Source organism: Streptacidiphilus sp. EB103A, from assembly GCF_041261405.1.
Classification (GTDB): domain Bacteria; phylum Actinomycetota; class Actinomycetes; order Streptomycetales; family Streptomycetaceae; genus Streptacidiphilus.
Genome location: NZ_JBGCAQ010000001.1, coordinates 300,351 through 314,234, shown reverse-complemented (window position 1 = coordinate 314,234; position 13,884 = coordinate 300,351). Strand labels below are relative to the sequence as shown.

At 71.6% G+C, this 13,884-nt stretch carries 11 protein-coding genes and 1 pseudogene; 8 read left to right on the top strand and 4 right to left on the bottom strand.

Translation table 11 applies throughout. The features are described from left to right. Nucleotides 1–129 precede the first annotated feature (129 nt). The 4 genes from recQ to ABH941_RS01390 all read left to right on the top strand — a co-directional run bounded on the left by recQ (nucleotide 130) and on the right by ABH941_RS01390 (nucleotide 4,720). The gene (gene recQ / locus ABH941_RS01405; protein WP_370126648.1) at nucleotides 130–2,070 is read left to right on the top strand and encodes a DNA helicase RecQ; all 1,941 of its coding nucleotides are present in this window, start codon (nucleotides 130–132) and stop codon (nucleotides 2,068–2,070) included. Further along, a complete protein-coding gene (locus tag ABH941_RS01400; protein WP_370126647.1) occupies nucleotides 2,067–2,984 on the top strand; it encodes a serine hydrolase in 918 nt (305 codons plus the stop codon). The genes recQ and ABH941_RS01400 overlap by 4 nt, the downstream gene beginning before the upstream one ends. 554 nt (nucleotides 2,985–3,538) lie before the next feature. Further along, nucleotides 3,539–4,204: a helix-turn-helix transcriptional regulator gene (locus ABH941_RS01395; RefSeq protein ID WP_370126646.1), complete on the top strand. Its 666-nt coding sequence runs from the start codon at nucleotides 3,539–3,541 to the stop codon at nucleotides 4,202–4,204. A gap of 48 nt (nucleotides 4,205–4,252) precedes the next feature. After that, nucleotides 4,253–4,720, top strand: a complete 468-nt coding sequence (locus ABH941_RS01390; RefSeq protein WP_370126645.1) for a DUF3291 domain-containing protein — start codon at nucleotides 4,253–4,255, stop codon at nucleotides 4,718–4,720. A 7-nt stretch (nucleotides 4,721–4,727) separates the two neighbouring features. Here the strand turns inward: ABH941_RS01390 and ABH941_RS01385 are convergent, their stop codons facing one another. Genes ABH941_RS01385 through ABH941_RS01375 form a run of 3 tightly spaced genes read right to left on the bottom strand, consistent with a single transcriptional unit; the run spans nucleotide 4,728 to nucleotide 7,998 of the window. Beyond that, complete coding sequence (locus ABH941_RS01385) at nucleotides 4,728–5,495, bottom strand: ABC transporter permease (RefSeq protein WP_370126644.1); 768 nt, start codon at nucleotides 5,493–5,495, stop codon at nucleotides 4,728–4,730. After that, entirely contained in the window at nucleotides 5,492–7,036 is a 1,545-nt protein-coding gene (locus ABH941_RS01380; RefSeq protein ID WP_370126643.1) for an ABC transporter permease subunit, read from the bottom strand. Before ABH941_RS01380 ends, ABH941_RS01385 begins: the two co-directional genes overlap by 4 nt. Then, on the bottom strand, nucleotides 7,033–7,998 hold the full coding sequence (locus ABH941_RS01375) for an ABC transporter ATP-binding protein (protein WP_370126642.1): 966 nt from the start codon (nucleotides 7,996–7,998) through the stop codon (nucleotides 7,033–7,035). Before ABH941_RS01375 ends, ABH941_RS01380 begins: the two co-directional genes overlap by 4 nt. Nucleotides 7,999–8,166: 168 nt before the next feature. Between ABH941_RS01375 and ABH941_RS01370 the strand changes: the two genes are divergently transcribed. Together ABH941_RS01370 and ABH941_RS01365 are read left to right on the top strand one after the other, a co-directional pair. Then, nucleotides 8,167–9,345 (top strand): sensor histidine kinase, encoded by a 1,179-nt coding sequence (locus tag ABH941_RS01370; protein WP_370126641.1) that lies wholly within the window; start codon nucleotides 8,167–8,169, stop codon nucleotides 9,343–9,345. Continuing rightward, entirely contained in the window at nucleotides 9,342–10,061 is a 720-nt protein-coding gene (locus ABH941_RS01365; RefSeq protein WP_370126640.1) for a response regulator, read from the top strand. Before ABH941_RS01370 ends, ABH941_RS01365 begins: the two co-directional genes overlap by 4 nt. Nucleotides 10,062–10,158: 97 nt before the next feature. On the opposite strand, the gene ABH941_RS01360 is transcribed toward ABH941_RS01365, so the two are convergent. Beyond that, nucleotides 10,159–10,743 carry a hypothetical protein gene (locus tag ABH941_RS01360; protein WP_370126639.1) on the bottom strand — a complete coding sequence of 195 codons (585 nt, stop codon included), beginning with the start codon at nucleotides 10,741–10,743 and terminating at the stop codon, nucleotides 10,159–10,161. Between the two features lie 139 nt (nucleotides 10,744–10,882). Between ABH941_RS01360 and ABH941_RS01355 the strand changes: the two genes are divergently transcribed. Then, a complete protein-coding gene (locus ABH941_RS01355; RefSeq protein WP_370126638.1) occupies nucleotides 10,883–11,392 on the top strand; it encodes an N-acetyltransferase family protein in 510 nt (169 codons plus the stop codon). Between the two features lie 138 nt (nucleotides 11,393–11,530). Then, nucleotides 11,531–13,340 (top strand): annotated as a pseudogene (locus ABH941_RS01350) (beta-galactosidase family protein). Nucleotides 13,341–13,884 lie beyond the last annotated feature (544 nt).

Here is a 13,884-nt window from a genome sequence, read left to right as displayed (position 1 = left end):
CCGGACCCACAGAGGGAGGTGCGCCGAACCCTCGCACGCCCCTCGCACACACCACGCTCGTCCTGGGGCCGCTCGCGGATCCGTCCGCATGCGCCCCATGACTGCCTGCACCACCCGTAGAATCGCCGGATGAGCGCCCCGGAGACCACCGAACCCCTCCTGACCTCCGACGCCGCCGCGACCGCGGTGGCGGAGTCGGCGGCCGAGGACAGTGCTGCGCTGCGCGTACTGCGCCGGGTCTTCGGCTACGACGCCTTCCGCGGCAGCCAGCAGGAGGTCGTCGAGCAGGTGATCGCCGGCGGGGACGCGCTGGTGCTGATGCCGACCGGCGCCGGGAAGTCGCTTTGCTACCAGATCCCCGCGCTGGTGCGGCCCGGCACCGGCGTGGTGATCTCGCCGCTGATCGCCCTGATGCAGGACCAGGTGGACGCCCTGCGGGCGCTCGGGGTACGGGCCGGCTTCCTCAACTCCACCCAGGACATGGACGAACGACGGCTGGTGGAGGCCGAGTTCGTCGCCGGCGAGCTGGACCTGCTCTACCTCGCCCCGGAGCGGCTTCGGGTCGAGGCGACCGTCCGGCTGCTGGAGCGCGGCTCCATCTCGCTGTTCGCGATCGACGAGGCGCACTGCGTCGCCCAGTGGGGGCACGATTTCCGGCCCGACTACCTGGCCCTCTCCTCCCTGCACGAGCACTGGCCCACCGTGCCGAGGATCGCGCTGACCGCGACCGCCACCGAGGCCACCCACGCCGAGATCACCTCACGGCTGGGTCTGGCCGACGCGCGGCACTTCGTCGCCAGCTTCGACCGGCCCAACATCCAGTACCGGATCGCGCCGAAGGACGAACCCAAGAAGCAGCTGCTGCACCTGCTGCGCACCGAGCACCCCGGTGAGGCCGGGATCGTCTACTGCCTGTCACGCTCCTCCGTGGAGAAGACCGCTGCCTGGCTGGTCGAGCACGGGGTCGAGGCACTCCCCTACCACGCCGGACTCGACTCACGGGTCAGGGCCGCCAACCAGTCCAGGTTCCTGCGCGAGGACGGCCTGGTGATGGTCGCCACCATCGCCTTCGGCATGGGCATCGACAAGCCCGACGTGCGGTTCGTCGCCCACCTGGACCTGCCCAAGTCGGTCGAGGGCTACTACCAGGAGACCGGCCGGGCCGGGCGCGACGGGTTGCCGTCCACTGCCTGGCTGGCCTACGGGCTGCAGGACGTGGTCCAGCAGCGCAAGATGATCGACACGTCCGAGGGCGACCAGGCACACCGCCGCCGCCTCGCCGCCCACCTGGACGCGATGCTCGCGCTGTGCGAGACCGTCGAGTGCCGCCGAGTCCGGCTGCTGGACTACTTCGGGCAGAAGAGCGAGCCCTGCGGGAACTGCGACACCTGCCTGGTCCCGCCGGAGTCCTGGGACGGCACGGTGGCAGCGCAGAAGTTCCTCTCCACGATCGTGCGGCTGCAACGCGAGCGCCACCAGAAGTTCGGCGCGACCCAGATCGCCGACATCCTGATGGGCCGCAAGACCGCCAAGGTGATCCAGTTCGACCATGACGCGCTGAGCGTCTTCGGCGTCGGAGCCGAGTTGGCCGAGGCCGAATGGCGCTCGGTGGCACGACAGTTGCTGGCCCAACGGCTGGTCGCGGTCGAGGGCGAGTACGGCACGCTGGTCCTCACCCAAGAGAGCGCCGAGGTGCTGCGCGGCAACCGCACCGTCGCCCTGCGGCGCGAACCCGCCAAACAGCCGCGCGCCGCCAAGGCCGCGAAGAGCGCAACCGGTGGCCGCAAGGCCGCACCGGCAGACCTGCCGGCAGAGCTGCTCCCGGTCTTCGAGACCCTGCGCGCCTGGCGGGCCGCCACCGCCAAGGAACAGGGCGTGCCCGCCTACGTCGTCTTCCACGACGCGACCCTCCGCGAGATCGCCGCCACCGCCCCGACCACCCTCACCGAACTCGCCGCAGTCAATGGCGTCGGCGAGAACAAGCTCGCCGCGTACGGCCAGCAGATCCTCGACCTGCTGGCCGGGGACACGGGCGCGGAGGACGGGGCGCCCGCCGAGGAGGCGGAGTGACCGACCCGCTCGGCACCACCCTCCGGGAGATCTTCGCCGAGGCCGGCGCCGAAGGCTTCGTCCATGTACGCGAGCTCAACGGGGAACGGGACGGGGCCAGCGGCGGCGACGGCGAGGTGGACCTGGGAGCGGACACCCCGGTCGTACTCGCCTCAGTATTCAAGATCGCGGTCGCCCTGGAATACGCACGCCAGGCCGCCGCCGGAACGGTGGACCCCACCGAGCGGCACACTGTCACCCGCGCCCACCGCAGCGGCGGCGGCGCGGGCAGTGACGGCTGCCGGGACGACGTCGAACTCTCGCTGCGCGACGCCGCATTCCTGATGATGAGCCTCAGCGACAACGCCGCGACCGATCTGCTGCTGGAACGGATCGGCGCCCAGAACGTCCGCGACTCCATCGCCGGCATGGGCTTCACCGAATTCCGCCTGGGCGTCGGCTGCCGCGAGGGCTTCGCCGCCATCGAACGCGAACTCGGCATCGACCCGGCCGGGGACTCCGCCGCGCAATGGGCGCGAGTCCCCGAGGACCGCATCCGCGCCCTCGCCTACCTCGACCCCGCACACGGCAGGGCCGGCACCCCGCGCGAGATCACCGCCCTGTTGGCCGCGATCTGGCGCGACCAGGCCGGCCCCGCCGTGGCCTGCGCAGAGGTACGCGACCTGATGAGCCGTCAATTCAATTCCGGTCGCCTGGAATCCGGCTTCCCCGAGGAGGTGCGGGTAGCCGCCAAGAGCGGCACCCACTGGGGTATCCGCAACGAGGCAGGCGTGGTCGAGTACCCGGACGGCACCCGCTACGCCGTCGCGGTCTTCCTCCGCACATGCTCACTGGCCGACCGGCTCCCAGCAGCCGACGCCGCGATCGGCCGGGCCGCCCGCACCGCCGTCGACCACCTCCGCAAGAGCCAGTAACGGGCGCTTCGCTGCTCTGGCGGAATGGGACCCACGCCCCACCCAACCGGATACCCATGCTGCGGCAGGGCAGCAGGCTGCCGGCCCGACTCGGGGAGGGCGGAGCGTCATGGCTGGGACGGCGGCAGCTGTAGGTGGCTTACATGGCGCCACCGTTGCCGCCCTCCGCCGTCCGTGGCTTGTTGCTGCTGCTCGCTACGCTCGCGGGCCAACAGCAGCGGGGGAGCCGGGTCGGGGCCGGGCACCGTTCCCGGGCTGGGGGTCGTGGTTGGGGCGTGCGGAAAGGGAGTGACCCCAAATCCGGACAGCCCCACGGCAGAAGCGTTTCTGCACGCCCCCGTCACCAACCGCCCCGCCGCCCGGCAACGGTGGGCCGCCCGCACCCCTCCCCGGCCTTGTCGCCGCGAGCGGAGCGAGCTACAGCAACAAGCCACGGGCGGCGGAGGGCGGCAACGGTGGCGCCATGTAAGCCACCTACAACTGCCGCTACCAGCGATGACGCCACGCCTCCCCCACCCCCTATCACTAACAACCACTCGCTATAGAGTCGACCCATGAGCAACAGCAACCATGAGGACGAGATCCTTGACTCGGTGGCCGTGCTGGGCGACCCCGTGCGGCGCAGGCTGTATCACGCGGTGGTGGCTGTGCCGACAGCCGTGGGGCGGGATGCGGCTGCGGCGGCGGTGGGGGTTTCGCGCTCGCTGGCCGCGTTCCATCTGGACCGGCTGGTCGAGGCCGGGCTGCTGACGGTGACGTACCAGCGGCTCTCGGGGCGCAGCGGGCCGGGGGCCGGGCGGCCGGCGAAGCTGTATCAGCGGGCTTCGGGGGAAAGGGAGTTGTCGCTGCCGCCGCGCAGCTACGACTCGGTCGCCCGGCTCCTTGCCGACGTCGTCGAACGGGCCGGGCTCGACCGGGAGTTGCAGTCCGCAGCGCGGCAGGCCGGGGCCGAGGTGACCGCGGGTGGCGGCCGCGATCCCGAAACCGAGCTGCGGGAGCGGGGGTACGAGCCGTACTGGGACCAGGCGACCCTGCGGCTGCACAACTGCCCGTTCCGCTTGCTGACCGAGGAGTTCCCCGCGCTGATCTGCGGGATGAACCTGGCACTCGTCGAAGGAATGCTGCCTGGCTGCACAGGAGGTGGGGGCTGGACGGCGGTGCTGGATCCGCTCCCGGAGGAGGGCTGCTGCGTTGCGCTCAGATCTGAAGGCGAGGTCTAAAAACAATTTACATTGACGTTAGAAGGTCGGTCCGGCCATGCTGTCCCTATGGCTGACTTCCATCTCGCCCAGGTCAACGTCGGACGCATCCTCGCCCCACTCGACAGCAACGCCCTCGCCGACTTCGTAGCCCAACTGCCCGAGATCAACGCCGTTGCGGACGGGGCGCCGGGCTTTGTCTGGCGTCTGGTCGACGAGGGTGGCGCGGACTCCACCGGCGTGCGCCCCGACGAACACGACGACATGCTGCTGATCAACCTCTCGGTCTGGGAGTCGGTCCAGGCGCTGAGGGACTTCGCCTACCGGAGCGACCATCTGAAGGTGCTCAGCCGCCGCCGTGAGTGGTTCGAGCGATCGGCCGAGCACCAGTTGGCGCTGTGGTGGGTGCCCGCCGGCCATCTCCCCACCACGGCGGAGGCGATGCAGCGCATCGCCCATATCCGCGAGCACGGGGAGGGACCCGACGCGTTCACCTTTCGCAACCCGCACCCGGCACCGGTGCCGACTCCCCGTTGAGGCCCGGTCAGGCGTCGCGCAGCCGCAGCAGCAGCCCGCCGGTGAGCAGCGATCCGGCTGCCCAGGCAGCGAGCACGCCCAGCCCGGCCCAGGGTCCGATCGGCAGGCTGCGCAGGCCCGTTGTCGCCTGGATCGCGAGTCCGGCCGTCATCGGTGCGATCTGCTGCAGGTGGCGCTGCCAGTGCGGGTCGGTCACCACCGAGGCGACGATCGGGAAGAGGAAGAGCAGCGCCAGGACCACTCCCACCGCCGTGGCCGAGTCCCGTACCGCGGTGGCAACGCCCAGGCTGAGCAGGGCGATCAAGGCGAAGTACAGAACCGAGCCGGCGGCGGCGCGCAGCACCGCGCCGTCGCCCGGCGACAGTTGCGGATACCCGTGGGCGGCGGTGAAACCGTGGCCCGGCAGGATCAGCGCTCCGGCGACCAAACTGCCGAGCACGGCGACGACGCCCGCCGCGGCCGCCGCGCCGGCGACCAGGGTCGCCTTCGCGGCCAGCACGGTCCAGCGGCGCGGCATCGCCCCCAGAGTGGTGCGGATCATTCCGGTGCTGTACTCACCGCCAATCACCAGGACGGACAGGGTCGCGACGACGATCTGGCCGAGGTAGACCCCGGCCAGGGCGAGCTTCGCCGGGTCGGACGCACCGGCCGTGGTAGCCGTCGCGACAACCCCCGTACTCAGCCCGACAGTCAGCACCACCGCGCCGATCAGCAGTGCCGCCGTTCCCGGCTGGGTGCGCAGCTTGGTCCACTCTGCGTGCAGGGCGAGTCTCATACGTCCCTCCTGCGGAGCAGGTACGCGGCGAAGCCCAGGGCGAGCGCGGCCCAGCCGCACATCACCGCGAGACCAGCCCACGGCGACAGCGGGAAATAGCCTGACGACGGCGTGTAGACACTGTCGACCTGAGCAAATGCCCGGAGACTCTGCTGCACGGCGAAACCTGCCGCCGGGGTGACCCGCAGCAGCCACTCCGAAGGACCGGCCGGCAGCACCGATGAGGTCGCCAGGATGTAGGGCAGGACGATCGCCGCGATGACAATGGTGACAGTCCCCGCACCGCGCCGCAGGATCGTGCCGACGGCCAGCGCCAGGACGGCGGCGACGGCGAGCAGCAACCCCGTACCGACCACCAGGCGGAGTTCGGTCAGCAGGCTGACGGGATAGAGCGCAACGCCGTTGGACTTCAGGGTGTGCACGCACAGTGGCATCGCCACCACCGCTGCCGCCACCCCGGTGACGAAGGCGACAGCGGCTGCGACCACTGCCTTGGCCGCCAGCACCCGGCCGCGCCCCGGGCTCGCGGTGAGCGTGGTGCGGATCAGGCCGCGCCGGTACTCGGCGGTGATGAACAGCGTCCCCAGCACAATCACGACCACCAGCCCGGCGAAGGTGCCGATCAGGGTGCGTTCGACGGCCTGGCCGTCCCCCATCGGGCCGCCGACTGCCGGGGCGATGTCGCCCGCCCCACGGACGCTGAAGGCGCCTGTGGACTGGTCCTGCTGGAAATCCCCGGATGTCTGAGGGCCCTGCCCTCCACGGCTTGATCCGACGTCATCACCCTTCCAGGCCGCGCCGACTGTCCCGCCCCCCTGGAGGGTGACCCGGTCGATGGTGGCGGTCGCGCTGGCGGGGGTTCCCGTTCCACTGCCGCTGCCGAATCCCGATGCGGTCGTCTGCACCGCGTCGGGCGAGGCGGCGAACATCCCGATCTGGACGGTGGACGGCAGCCCGGCCAGGTGCGCGGTGCCGATCCGGCTCCAGTTGCTGCCGTCGCCGGAGTCGTAGCCGGTGAGCGTGTCGCCGGAACGGGTCAGCCGGAGCCAGCGCGGGGAGCTCGGGGAGACGGTACCGGAGAGCCCCGCGACGTCATGGGTGAAGTCGTACTGCATCCGCACCCCGTGGGCGCCGGTGACCATGACCGCCGCGTAGGCCGAGCCCCGCCCGGTGCCGTTCTTGACGATGACTCCGGCTTTGGCCCAGGCCTCGGAAGTCGACAGACCGGTGACCCTGACCGTGATGCTGCCGTCGCCCGCCAGCGCCTGGTGCACGAAGTAGAAGGAGTCGGTCACCGACCCTCCCTCGGGGCCGACCGGGGCCGTGGGGCAGGCGATGGGACCGTTCGGGCCGCCGCAACTGCGGTGACTGCTCAGGGCGCTGAGCAGCCCGACCCCGATCAGCAGCAGCGCGGCTACGACCAGGCCGACCACCCAGCTGCGAACGGTGCGGAACTTGGTCCACTCGGCGCGCAGCAGTTGCGGGAAGCCGGCCCGGGCGCCCTGCGCCTGGGAGCGGTACGGCGCAATCGTCGCGCTCATCGCGCCACCTCCTCGGCCGAGGAGCCACCCACGACGAAAGCGGTTCCGGCATCCTCGCCCTGGAACTCCACCGCGTCCCTGGTGAGTTCCATGTACGCCTCTTCCAGCGTCGCCCGGTGCGCGGACACCTCCGAGAACGGCACGCCGTCGGCCGCGAGCAGGGCGACGATGCGTTCCGCCGCCAGTCCCGACACGGTGAGCGTCTCCCGGTCGGTGGCCGCCACCGTGGCGCCGGCCCGCGCGAGCAGCGTCATCGCCGCCGAGCGCTCCGAGGTGCGCAGCGTGACCCGGTCCCCGGACGCGGCCGCGACCAGCTCGCGGACGCTGGTGTCGGCGATCACCCGGCCGCGCCCCAGCACCAGCAAATGGTCTGCGGTGTCCTGCAGTTCGCTCATCAGATGGCTGGAGACCAGGACGGCCCGTCCCTGCGCGGCCAGCGAGCGCAGCAGCCCGCGCATCCACACGATCCCCTCCGGGTCCAGCCCGTTGAAGGGCTCGTCCAGCATCAGCACCGGCGGGTCGCCGAGCAGCGCGGCGGCTATCCCGAGCCGCTGCCGCATCCCCAGGGAGTAGCCCCCGGCCCGGCGGCGGGCCGCCGTCTCCAGCCCGGCCAGCCGCATCACCTCGTCGACCCGCTTTCCGCTCAGCCCCTGGGAGTGGGCGAGCCACAGCAGATGGTTGCGGGCGGTCCGGCTGGGCTGCAGCGCGGCGGCGTCCAGCAGCGCACCGACGTGGCTCAGCGGGTGCCGTAGGGTCCGGTACTCGTGTCCGCCGATGAGTGCGGTGCCCGCGTCCGGCGCGTCCAGGCCCAGGATCACCCGCATCGTCGTGGACTTCCCCGCGCCGTTGGGTCCCACAAAGCCGGTTGTCTGACCCGGCGTCACCGTGAATGTCAGGCCGTCCAGGGCCTGCGTCGGCCCGAAGCGCTTGCGCAGGCCGGTTACCGCGATGGTTGCTTCCATGACAGAAATCATGGCGACGGGCATGACCACGGTCGTCGCGCCGTGGAGCCATCTTGCCCGTCACCGATGCCAGGGACTCCTCCGCCCGCGCATCCCCCACAGGGGGGATCCCGGCGTCCCTGACCCGAGGGTCGCCAACGCGCCCTGCCGACAGTGACAATGATCGACGTGAGCCGAGCGGACGAAAGCAGGCAGGAGCGGCGCCGACGGGAGGGACGGGCCCTCGCCGTGGTCACCGCCCTGCTCGCGCTGGCCGCGACGGTCGAGTGGGCCGTCCGCACCACCGCCGCTCCGCCGACCTTCCAACTCGGTCTGCTGCTCTGCCTGCTCGCGCTCGCCGGGACGCTGCCGCTGGCGCTGCCGCGTCCGGACCTCTCCGCTGCCGCCGTCACGTTGGCCGTGGTGCTGTCGCTGGTGCCCTTCCACACTCTGACCGGCGCCGGCGCATGCGCCCAACTGGTCGCGCTGTACCGGCTCGGCCGCAGCGGTGCGCAGCCGACAGCCGCGGTGCTCGCCCTGCCGCTCCTGGCGCTGGCGCTCAGCGATCCCGCCGACACCGGTACCAGGGTGCTCACCGTGCTGCTCGCGGCCCTGGCCCCGACGGCGGCCTGGGCCGGCGCCGCGCGGCGGGCCAGGGACGAGGCGCTGGAGAGCAGCGCCGCCCGACAGGTGGTCGTCGGCACTCTGCTGGAGCACACCGCACGCGGCGAACGGGCCCGTATCGCACGGGAGTTGCACGATGTGGTGGCCCATCACATCTCGATGATCTCAGTGCAGGCCGAGACGGCCCGGCTGACCACCCCCGGCCTGCCCGCCGCCGGTGCGCAGCGGCTGTCGGCGATCGGCGACACCGCTCGCGCCGCGCTGACCGAGATGCGCCGACTGCTGGGCGTGCTGCGCGAGGACGCCGGGACGGACACCGCCGCCGCGCCCGCGGAACGCCGCCCTCAGCCCGGCCTGGGCCAGCTCAACGACCTGCTGGACGACGCCCGGGACGCGGCGGGGACGGGCACCCGGCTCATCCTGCGGGGGCTGCCCGACCGGCTCGACCCCGGGGTCGAGCTGGCCGCCTACCGGATCGTCCAAGAGGCCCTCACCAACGCCCGGCGGCACGCGCCGGGCGCCGCCGTGGACGTGGAACTGCACTACACCGACGACTCGTTGCGGTTGCGCATCCGCGACAACGGACCGGGCCCGGCCCCCGAGCCGGCGGTCGGCGGCCACGGACTGCTGGGCATGCGCGAGCGGGCCGCCGCCGTGGGCGGCGAGCTGCACACCGGCCCCGCGCCCGGCGGCGGCTTCCTCGTCGAAACCGTACTGCCGACCAGGTCGGAGGCCGTCCGATGACCACCCCCCAGCACACGCCCGGGACGCCCGGGCCGGTCCGCATCGTCGTCGCCGACGACCACCAGGTGGTCCGTACCGGCTTCGCCGCGCTGCTCGACACCCAGCCGGACTTCACCGTCGTCGGCACGGCCTCCGACGGGACCGAGGCGGTGCGGATCTGCCGCGAACTGCGCCCCGACGTCGTGCTGATGGACGTCCGGATGCCGGGCACCGACGGGATCGAAGCCACCCGGCAGCTCACCGGCTCGGGAGTGGAGACAGACCGTCCACGCATCCTCATCCTGACCACCTTCGACCTGGACGAGTACGTCTACGACGCGCTGCGCGCCGGCGCCAACGGCTTCCTGCTGAAGGACGTCACCGCGGAGCGGCTGTTCGACGCGGTGCGGATCATCGCCGACGGCGAAGCCCTGCTCGCACCCACTGTCACCCGCAGGCTCATCAGCGAGTTCACCCGGCATAGGCCCACCCACGCGGACGACCGTCCAGCCGCGGCGCTCACCTCCCTCACCGACCGGGAGACCCAGGTGCTCCGACTGCTCGCCGAGGGCCTGTCCAACTCCGAGATCGCAGTCCGGCTGGTGGTCACCGAGGAGACCGTGAAGACCCATGTGAGCCGCATCCTGAACAAGCTCGGCCTGCGCGACCGGACCCAGGCCGTGGTCGCGGCCTACGAGACCGGACTGGTGGTCCCCGGCGCCCACGACCCGGCCTGACACCCGACTCCGTACTCCTCCGGGGCGCCTGAGTCGGCGACCGCTCCCTCGTGCACGGTCGCCGACTCAGGCGTCCCGGAGGTTGTTCCCCGCTCGGTCAGTCGGTGCTTGCAGCGCCGGCCTCGGACGCCGCGTCGGCCGCCTGGTAGAAAACGGTGGCGCCCTGCTTGGCCTTCTCGACCTGACCACGCTTGACCAGCGCCTCGGCAGCTCCACGGGTCAGGTTGGTCTGAACCGTGGTGACCTCGCCGCCGAAGAGCTCCTGCGCGATCTCGCTGGGCTTCTGCGGTCCCGGCTTCGCGCTCAGAAACGCCAGCACCCGCGAGGGCAGGCTCGGCGTCGCTCCCGTGGCGGCAGGCGCCTTGGCCGCCGCCTTCCGCTTCGGGGCCTTGGGCGCCCGGGCCGGCTTGGCCGCCTTGGCCGGCTTCGCCTCCCGCCGCGGTGCCGGCACAACCGCCTCAGCGGCGACCGGCTCCGGGGCCGGGCTGGCTTCGGTCGGCCCCGCGGTGGGCTCCGGGCCGACCGCGGCCAGGACTCCCTTCAGCCAGGCCTCGGTCTCCCGCAGCGCCGGCAGCTGCTCCTCGATTTCCGCGATCCTTGCCTGGACCGCCTCCAGTCGGGCGGCGATGTCGGTCGCCAACTCGGCCGAGACGGCGGACTTGCTCAGTTCCTCAGCATGCATACGTGATTGCCTTTGCCCAGTGCGGGCACTGGTTCGCCCGCGTGACTGCCGAGCATAGACACTTCACCCAATAACCGGTCACAGGAACGCTGCGGCAGCCACGGCATAATTCGGCGAAACACGCACAGGGAGAGTACAGATGACGAGCGACAGCACGGCAGTTCGGATCACTGAACTGGGCTTCGAGCACGCCGACGAGGTTTTGACGATCTATCAACTCGGGATCGACGAAGGCAATGCCACCTTCGAGACCACCGCCCCGGAGTGGGAGGCTTTCGACAAGGCCAAGCTCCCGGCGCACCGCCTGGTGGCCCTGGACGAGGACGGGCAGGTGCTCGGCTGGGCCGCGGTCACAGCGGTCTCCGAGCGCTGTGTCTATGCCGGGGTCGTGGAGCACTCGGTCTACGTCCACCCGGACGCCCGGGGACGGGGCGTGGGCGCCGCACTGCTGGACGCCCTGATCTCCTCCACCGAGGCCGCAGGCATCTGGACGATCCAGTCCGGGATCTTCCCGGAGAACACCGCCAGCCTGGCACTGCACCGGCGCGCCGGTTTCCGCGTGGTCGGCACCCGCGAGCGCATCGGCCGCCACCACGGCACCTGGCGCGACGTCGTCCTGCTCGAACGCCGAAGCTCCGCCGTCAACTGACCCCCGGCGGGAGCTGCCCGGGACCGATCCCGCCCGATCTTGACCTGCCCGTACGGTGCTCGTAGTCTTCGCTTGGGAAAGCGCTTTCCACTCAGGCGCTCCACCACTCCACACGCCGTCCCCGGAGAGCACCCACCCATGTCCACTCCGCCTGTCCCCGTCCCCGTCCCCGGGCTGACCGTCGTCGCGGACTCCTTCCTCAGGGACGGCCGCCCGCACCGGATCGTCTCCGCCGCGATCCACTACTTCCGGATCCGCCCCGAGCTCTGGCGCGACCGACTGCTGCGGCTGCGCGCCATGGGCGTCAACACCGTCGAGACCTACGTCGCCTGGAACGTCCACGAGCCCGAGCCCGGCAACTTCGACTTCGACGGCCCGCAGGACGTGGCGGCGTTCATCGCCACCGCCGCCGACCTGGGCCTGGACGTCATCGTGCGCCCCGGCCCGTACATCTGCGCGGAGTGGGAGTTCGGCGGACTGCCCGGTTGGCTGCTGGCCGACCCGCTGCTGCGGCTGCGCCGCAACGAGCCCCGCTACCTCGCCGCCGTGGACGCCTGGTTCGACGTCCTGCTACCGGTCCTGACGCCGCTTCAGGCCGGACGGGGAGGTCCGATCGTCGCCATGCAGGTCGAGAACGAGTACGGCAGCTACGCCAACGAGACGGCCCACCTGGAGTACCTGCGCCAAGGACTGCTGCGGCGCGGCGCCACCGACTGCCTGCTGTTCACCGCGGACGGCGCAGGCGACGGCTTCCAACTCGGCGGCAGGCTCCCCGGGGTGCTCTCCACCGCGACCTTCGGCTCGCGCCCGGACGCCTCGCTCGCCACGCTGCGCCGCCACCAGCCGAACGGCCCGCTGTTCTGCTCCGAGTACTGGCACGGCTGGTTCGACCACTGGGGCGAACCGCACCACGTCCGCGACGCCGAGGAGGCGGCCGAGGTCCTGGACAGCCTGCTCAGCGCAGGCGCGTCGGTGAACATCTACATGGGCCATGGCGGGACCAACTTCGGCTGGTTCAACGGCGCCAACCACAACGGCACCGCCTACCAGCCCACCGTCACCAGCTACGACTACGGCGCGCCGGTCGGCGAAGCCGGCGAACTCACCGAGAAGTTCCACCGCTTCCGCGAGGTCATCGCCCGCCACCTCGGCCCCAACGCATACCCTCTGCCCGAACCCGCCCCCCCGCCTGACGCCCCGCCGGCTCCGCCCCGAAGCCGTCACCGCCCTCCTCGACTCGCTCGACCTGCTCGCGGCAACACACCACCGTCCCGAGCCCGAACCCATGGAGGCGCTGGGCCAGTCGCTCGGTCTGATCCACTACCGCACCCGACTGCGCGGACCGCTACCGCAGGCAGAACTGGCCGTCGACGGCCTCGCCGACCGCGCCCAGGTCTTCCTGGACGGCGCCGAGTTGGGAGTCCTCCACCGCGACCACCCCCGACAGACCCTGACCATCGCCGTCCCGGAGGGCGGCGCGGTACTCGACCTACTGGTCGAGAACCAGGGACGGATCAACTACGGCCCACTGCTCACCGACCGCAAGGGCATCAGCGGCGGGGTACGGCTGGACAACCAGTACCAGTTCAATTGGGAGATCCGCCCTCTCCCCCTTGCCGACCTCACCCCGCTCAAGTTCCCACCCACACAGGCCTCCTCGTCCACCGGCCCCACGTTCCACCGACTCCGCCTGAATCTCGACGCCCCGGCGGACGGCTTCCTCGCCCTCCCCGGCTGGACCAAGGGCACGGTCTGGCTCAACGGCTTCGCCCTGGGCCGCTACTGCGACCAGGGCCCGCAGGAAACCCTCTACGCCCCGGCGCCGCTCTGGCGGACGGGGAGCAACGAGATCATCATCTTGGAACTCCACAGTCCCGGAGCACACGTTGAACTGACGGACACTCCACGCCTGGGAGTGACCGACAACGCACCGATCCCCGAGTGGTAGCAGGTAGGACAGGGGCGGCAGCGCCCCACGTATGCAACGGCAACGTCCGTGCCACGACCTGGCGCACCGTCTCCCGGGCTCGCGCCCGGAAAGATGCGGCTTCGCCGCGCGACAAGGGCCGAGGGCGGGGCGCTCCGGCGCGGAGCGATTCGCGGTGGACGGGGGTGACGCCCCACGCCTGCAACGGCAGCGTGTGGTGGGGCGCGTTACCCGCCGTTTCCCGGGCTCGCGCCCGGAAGGAAGCGGCTTCGCCGCGCGACAAGGCCGGGGGCGGGGCGCTCCGGCGCGGAGCGATTCGCGGTGGACGGGGGTGACGCTCCACGCGTGCAACGGCAGCGTGTGGTGGGGCGGGTTGGCCCCCGTCTCCCGGGCTCCGCCCGGAAAGATGCGGCTTCCTCCCCAAGCACTTCGTGCAGGGGTACCCCATGCGCGACAAGGGCCGGGGGCGGCCCGGGTCCGGCGCGGAGCGCTCGCCCGGGGCGCGGGGCGGGGCCTTTCACGCCCACCATTGCGGGGGTTGGGGAAGTCCAGCCTCGCCTTGGGG

Excerpts from the sequence above, each read along its gene's own strand:
- recQ (WP_370126648.1), top strand. The coding sequence starts at position 130 with ATGAGCGCCCCGGAGACCACCGAACCCCTCCTGACCTCCGACGCCGCC.
- ABH941_RS01395 (WP_370126646.1), top strand. The coding sequence starts at position 3,539 with ATGAGCAACAGCAACCATGAGGACGAGATCCTTGACTCGGTGGCCGTG.
- ABH941_RS01390 (WP_370126645.1), top strand. The coding sequence starts at position 4,253 with ATGGCTGACTTCCATCTCGCCCAGGTCAACGTCGGACGCATCCTCGCC.
- ABH941_RS01385 (WP_370126644.1), bottom strand. The coding sequence starts at position 5,495 with ATGAGACTCGCCCTGCACGCAGAGTGGACCAAGCTGCGCACCCAGCCG.
- ABH941_RS01380 (WP_370126643.1), bottom strand. The coding sequence starts at position 7,036 with ATGAGCGCGACGATTGCGCCGTACCGCTCCCAGGCGCAGGGCGCCCGG.
- ABH941_RS01375 (WP_370126642.1), bottom strand. The coding sequence starts at position 7,998 with ATGGAAGCAACCATCGCGGTAACCGGCCTGCGCAAGCGCTTCGGGCCG.
- ABH941_RS01365 (WP_370126640.1), top strand. The coding sequence starts at position 9,342 with ATGACCACCCCCCAGCACACGCCCGGGACGCCCGGGCCGGTCCGCATC.
- ABH941_RS01360 (WP_370126639.1), bottom strand. The coding sequence starts at position 10,743 with ATGCATGCTGAGGAACTGAGCAAGTCCGCCGTCTCGGCCGAGTTGGCG.
- ABH941_RS01355 (WP_370126638.1), top strand. The coding sequence starts at position 10,883 with ATGACGAGCGACAGCACGGCAGTTCGGATCACTGAACTGGGCTTCGAG.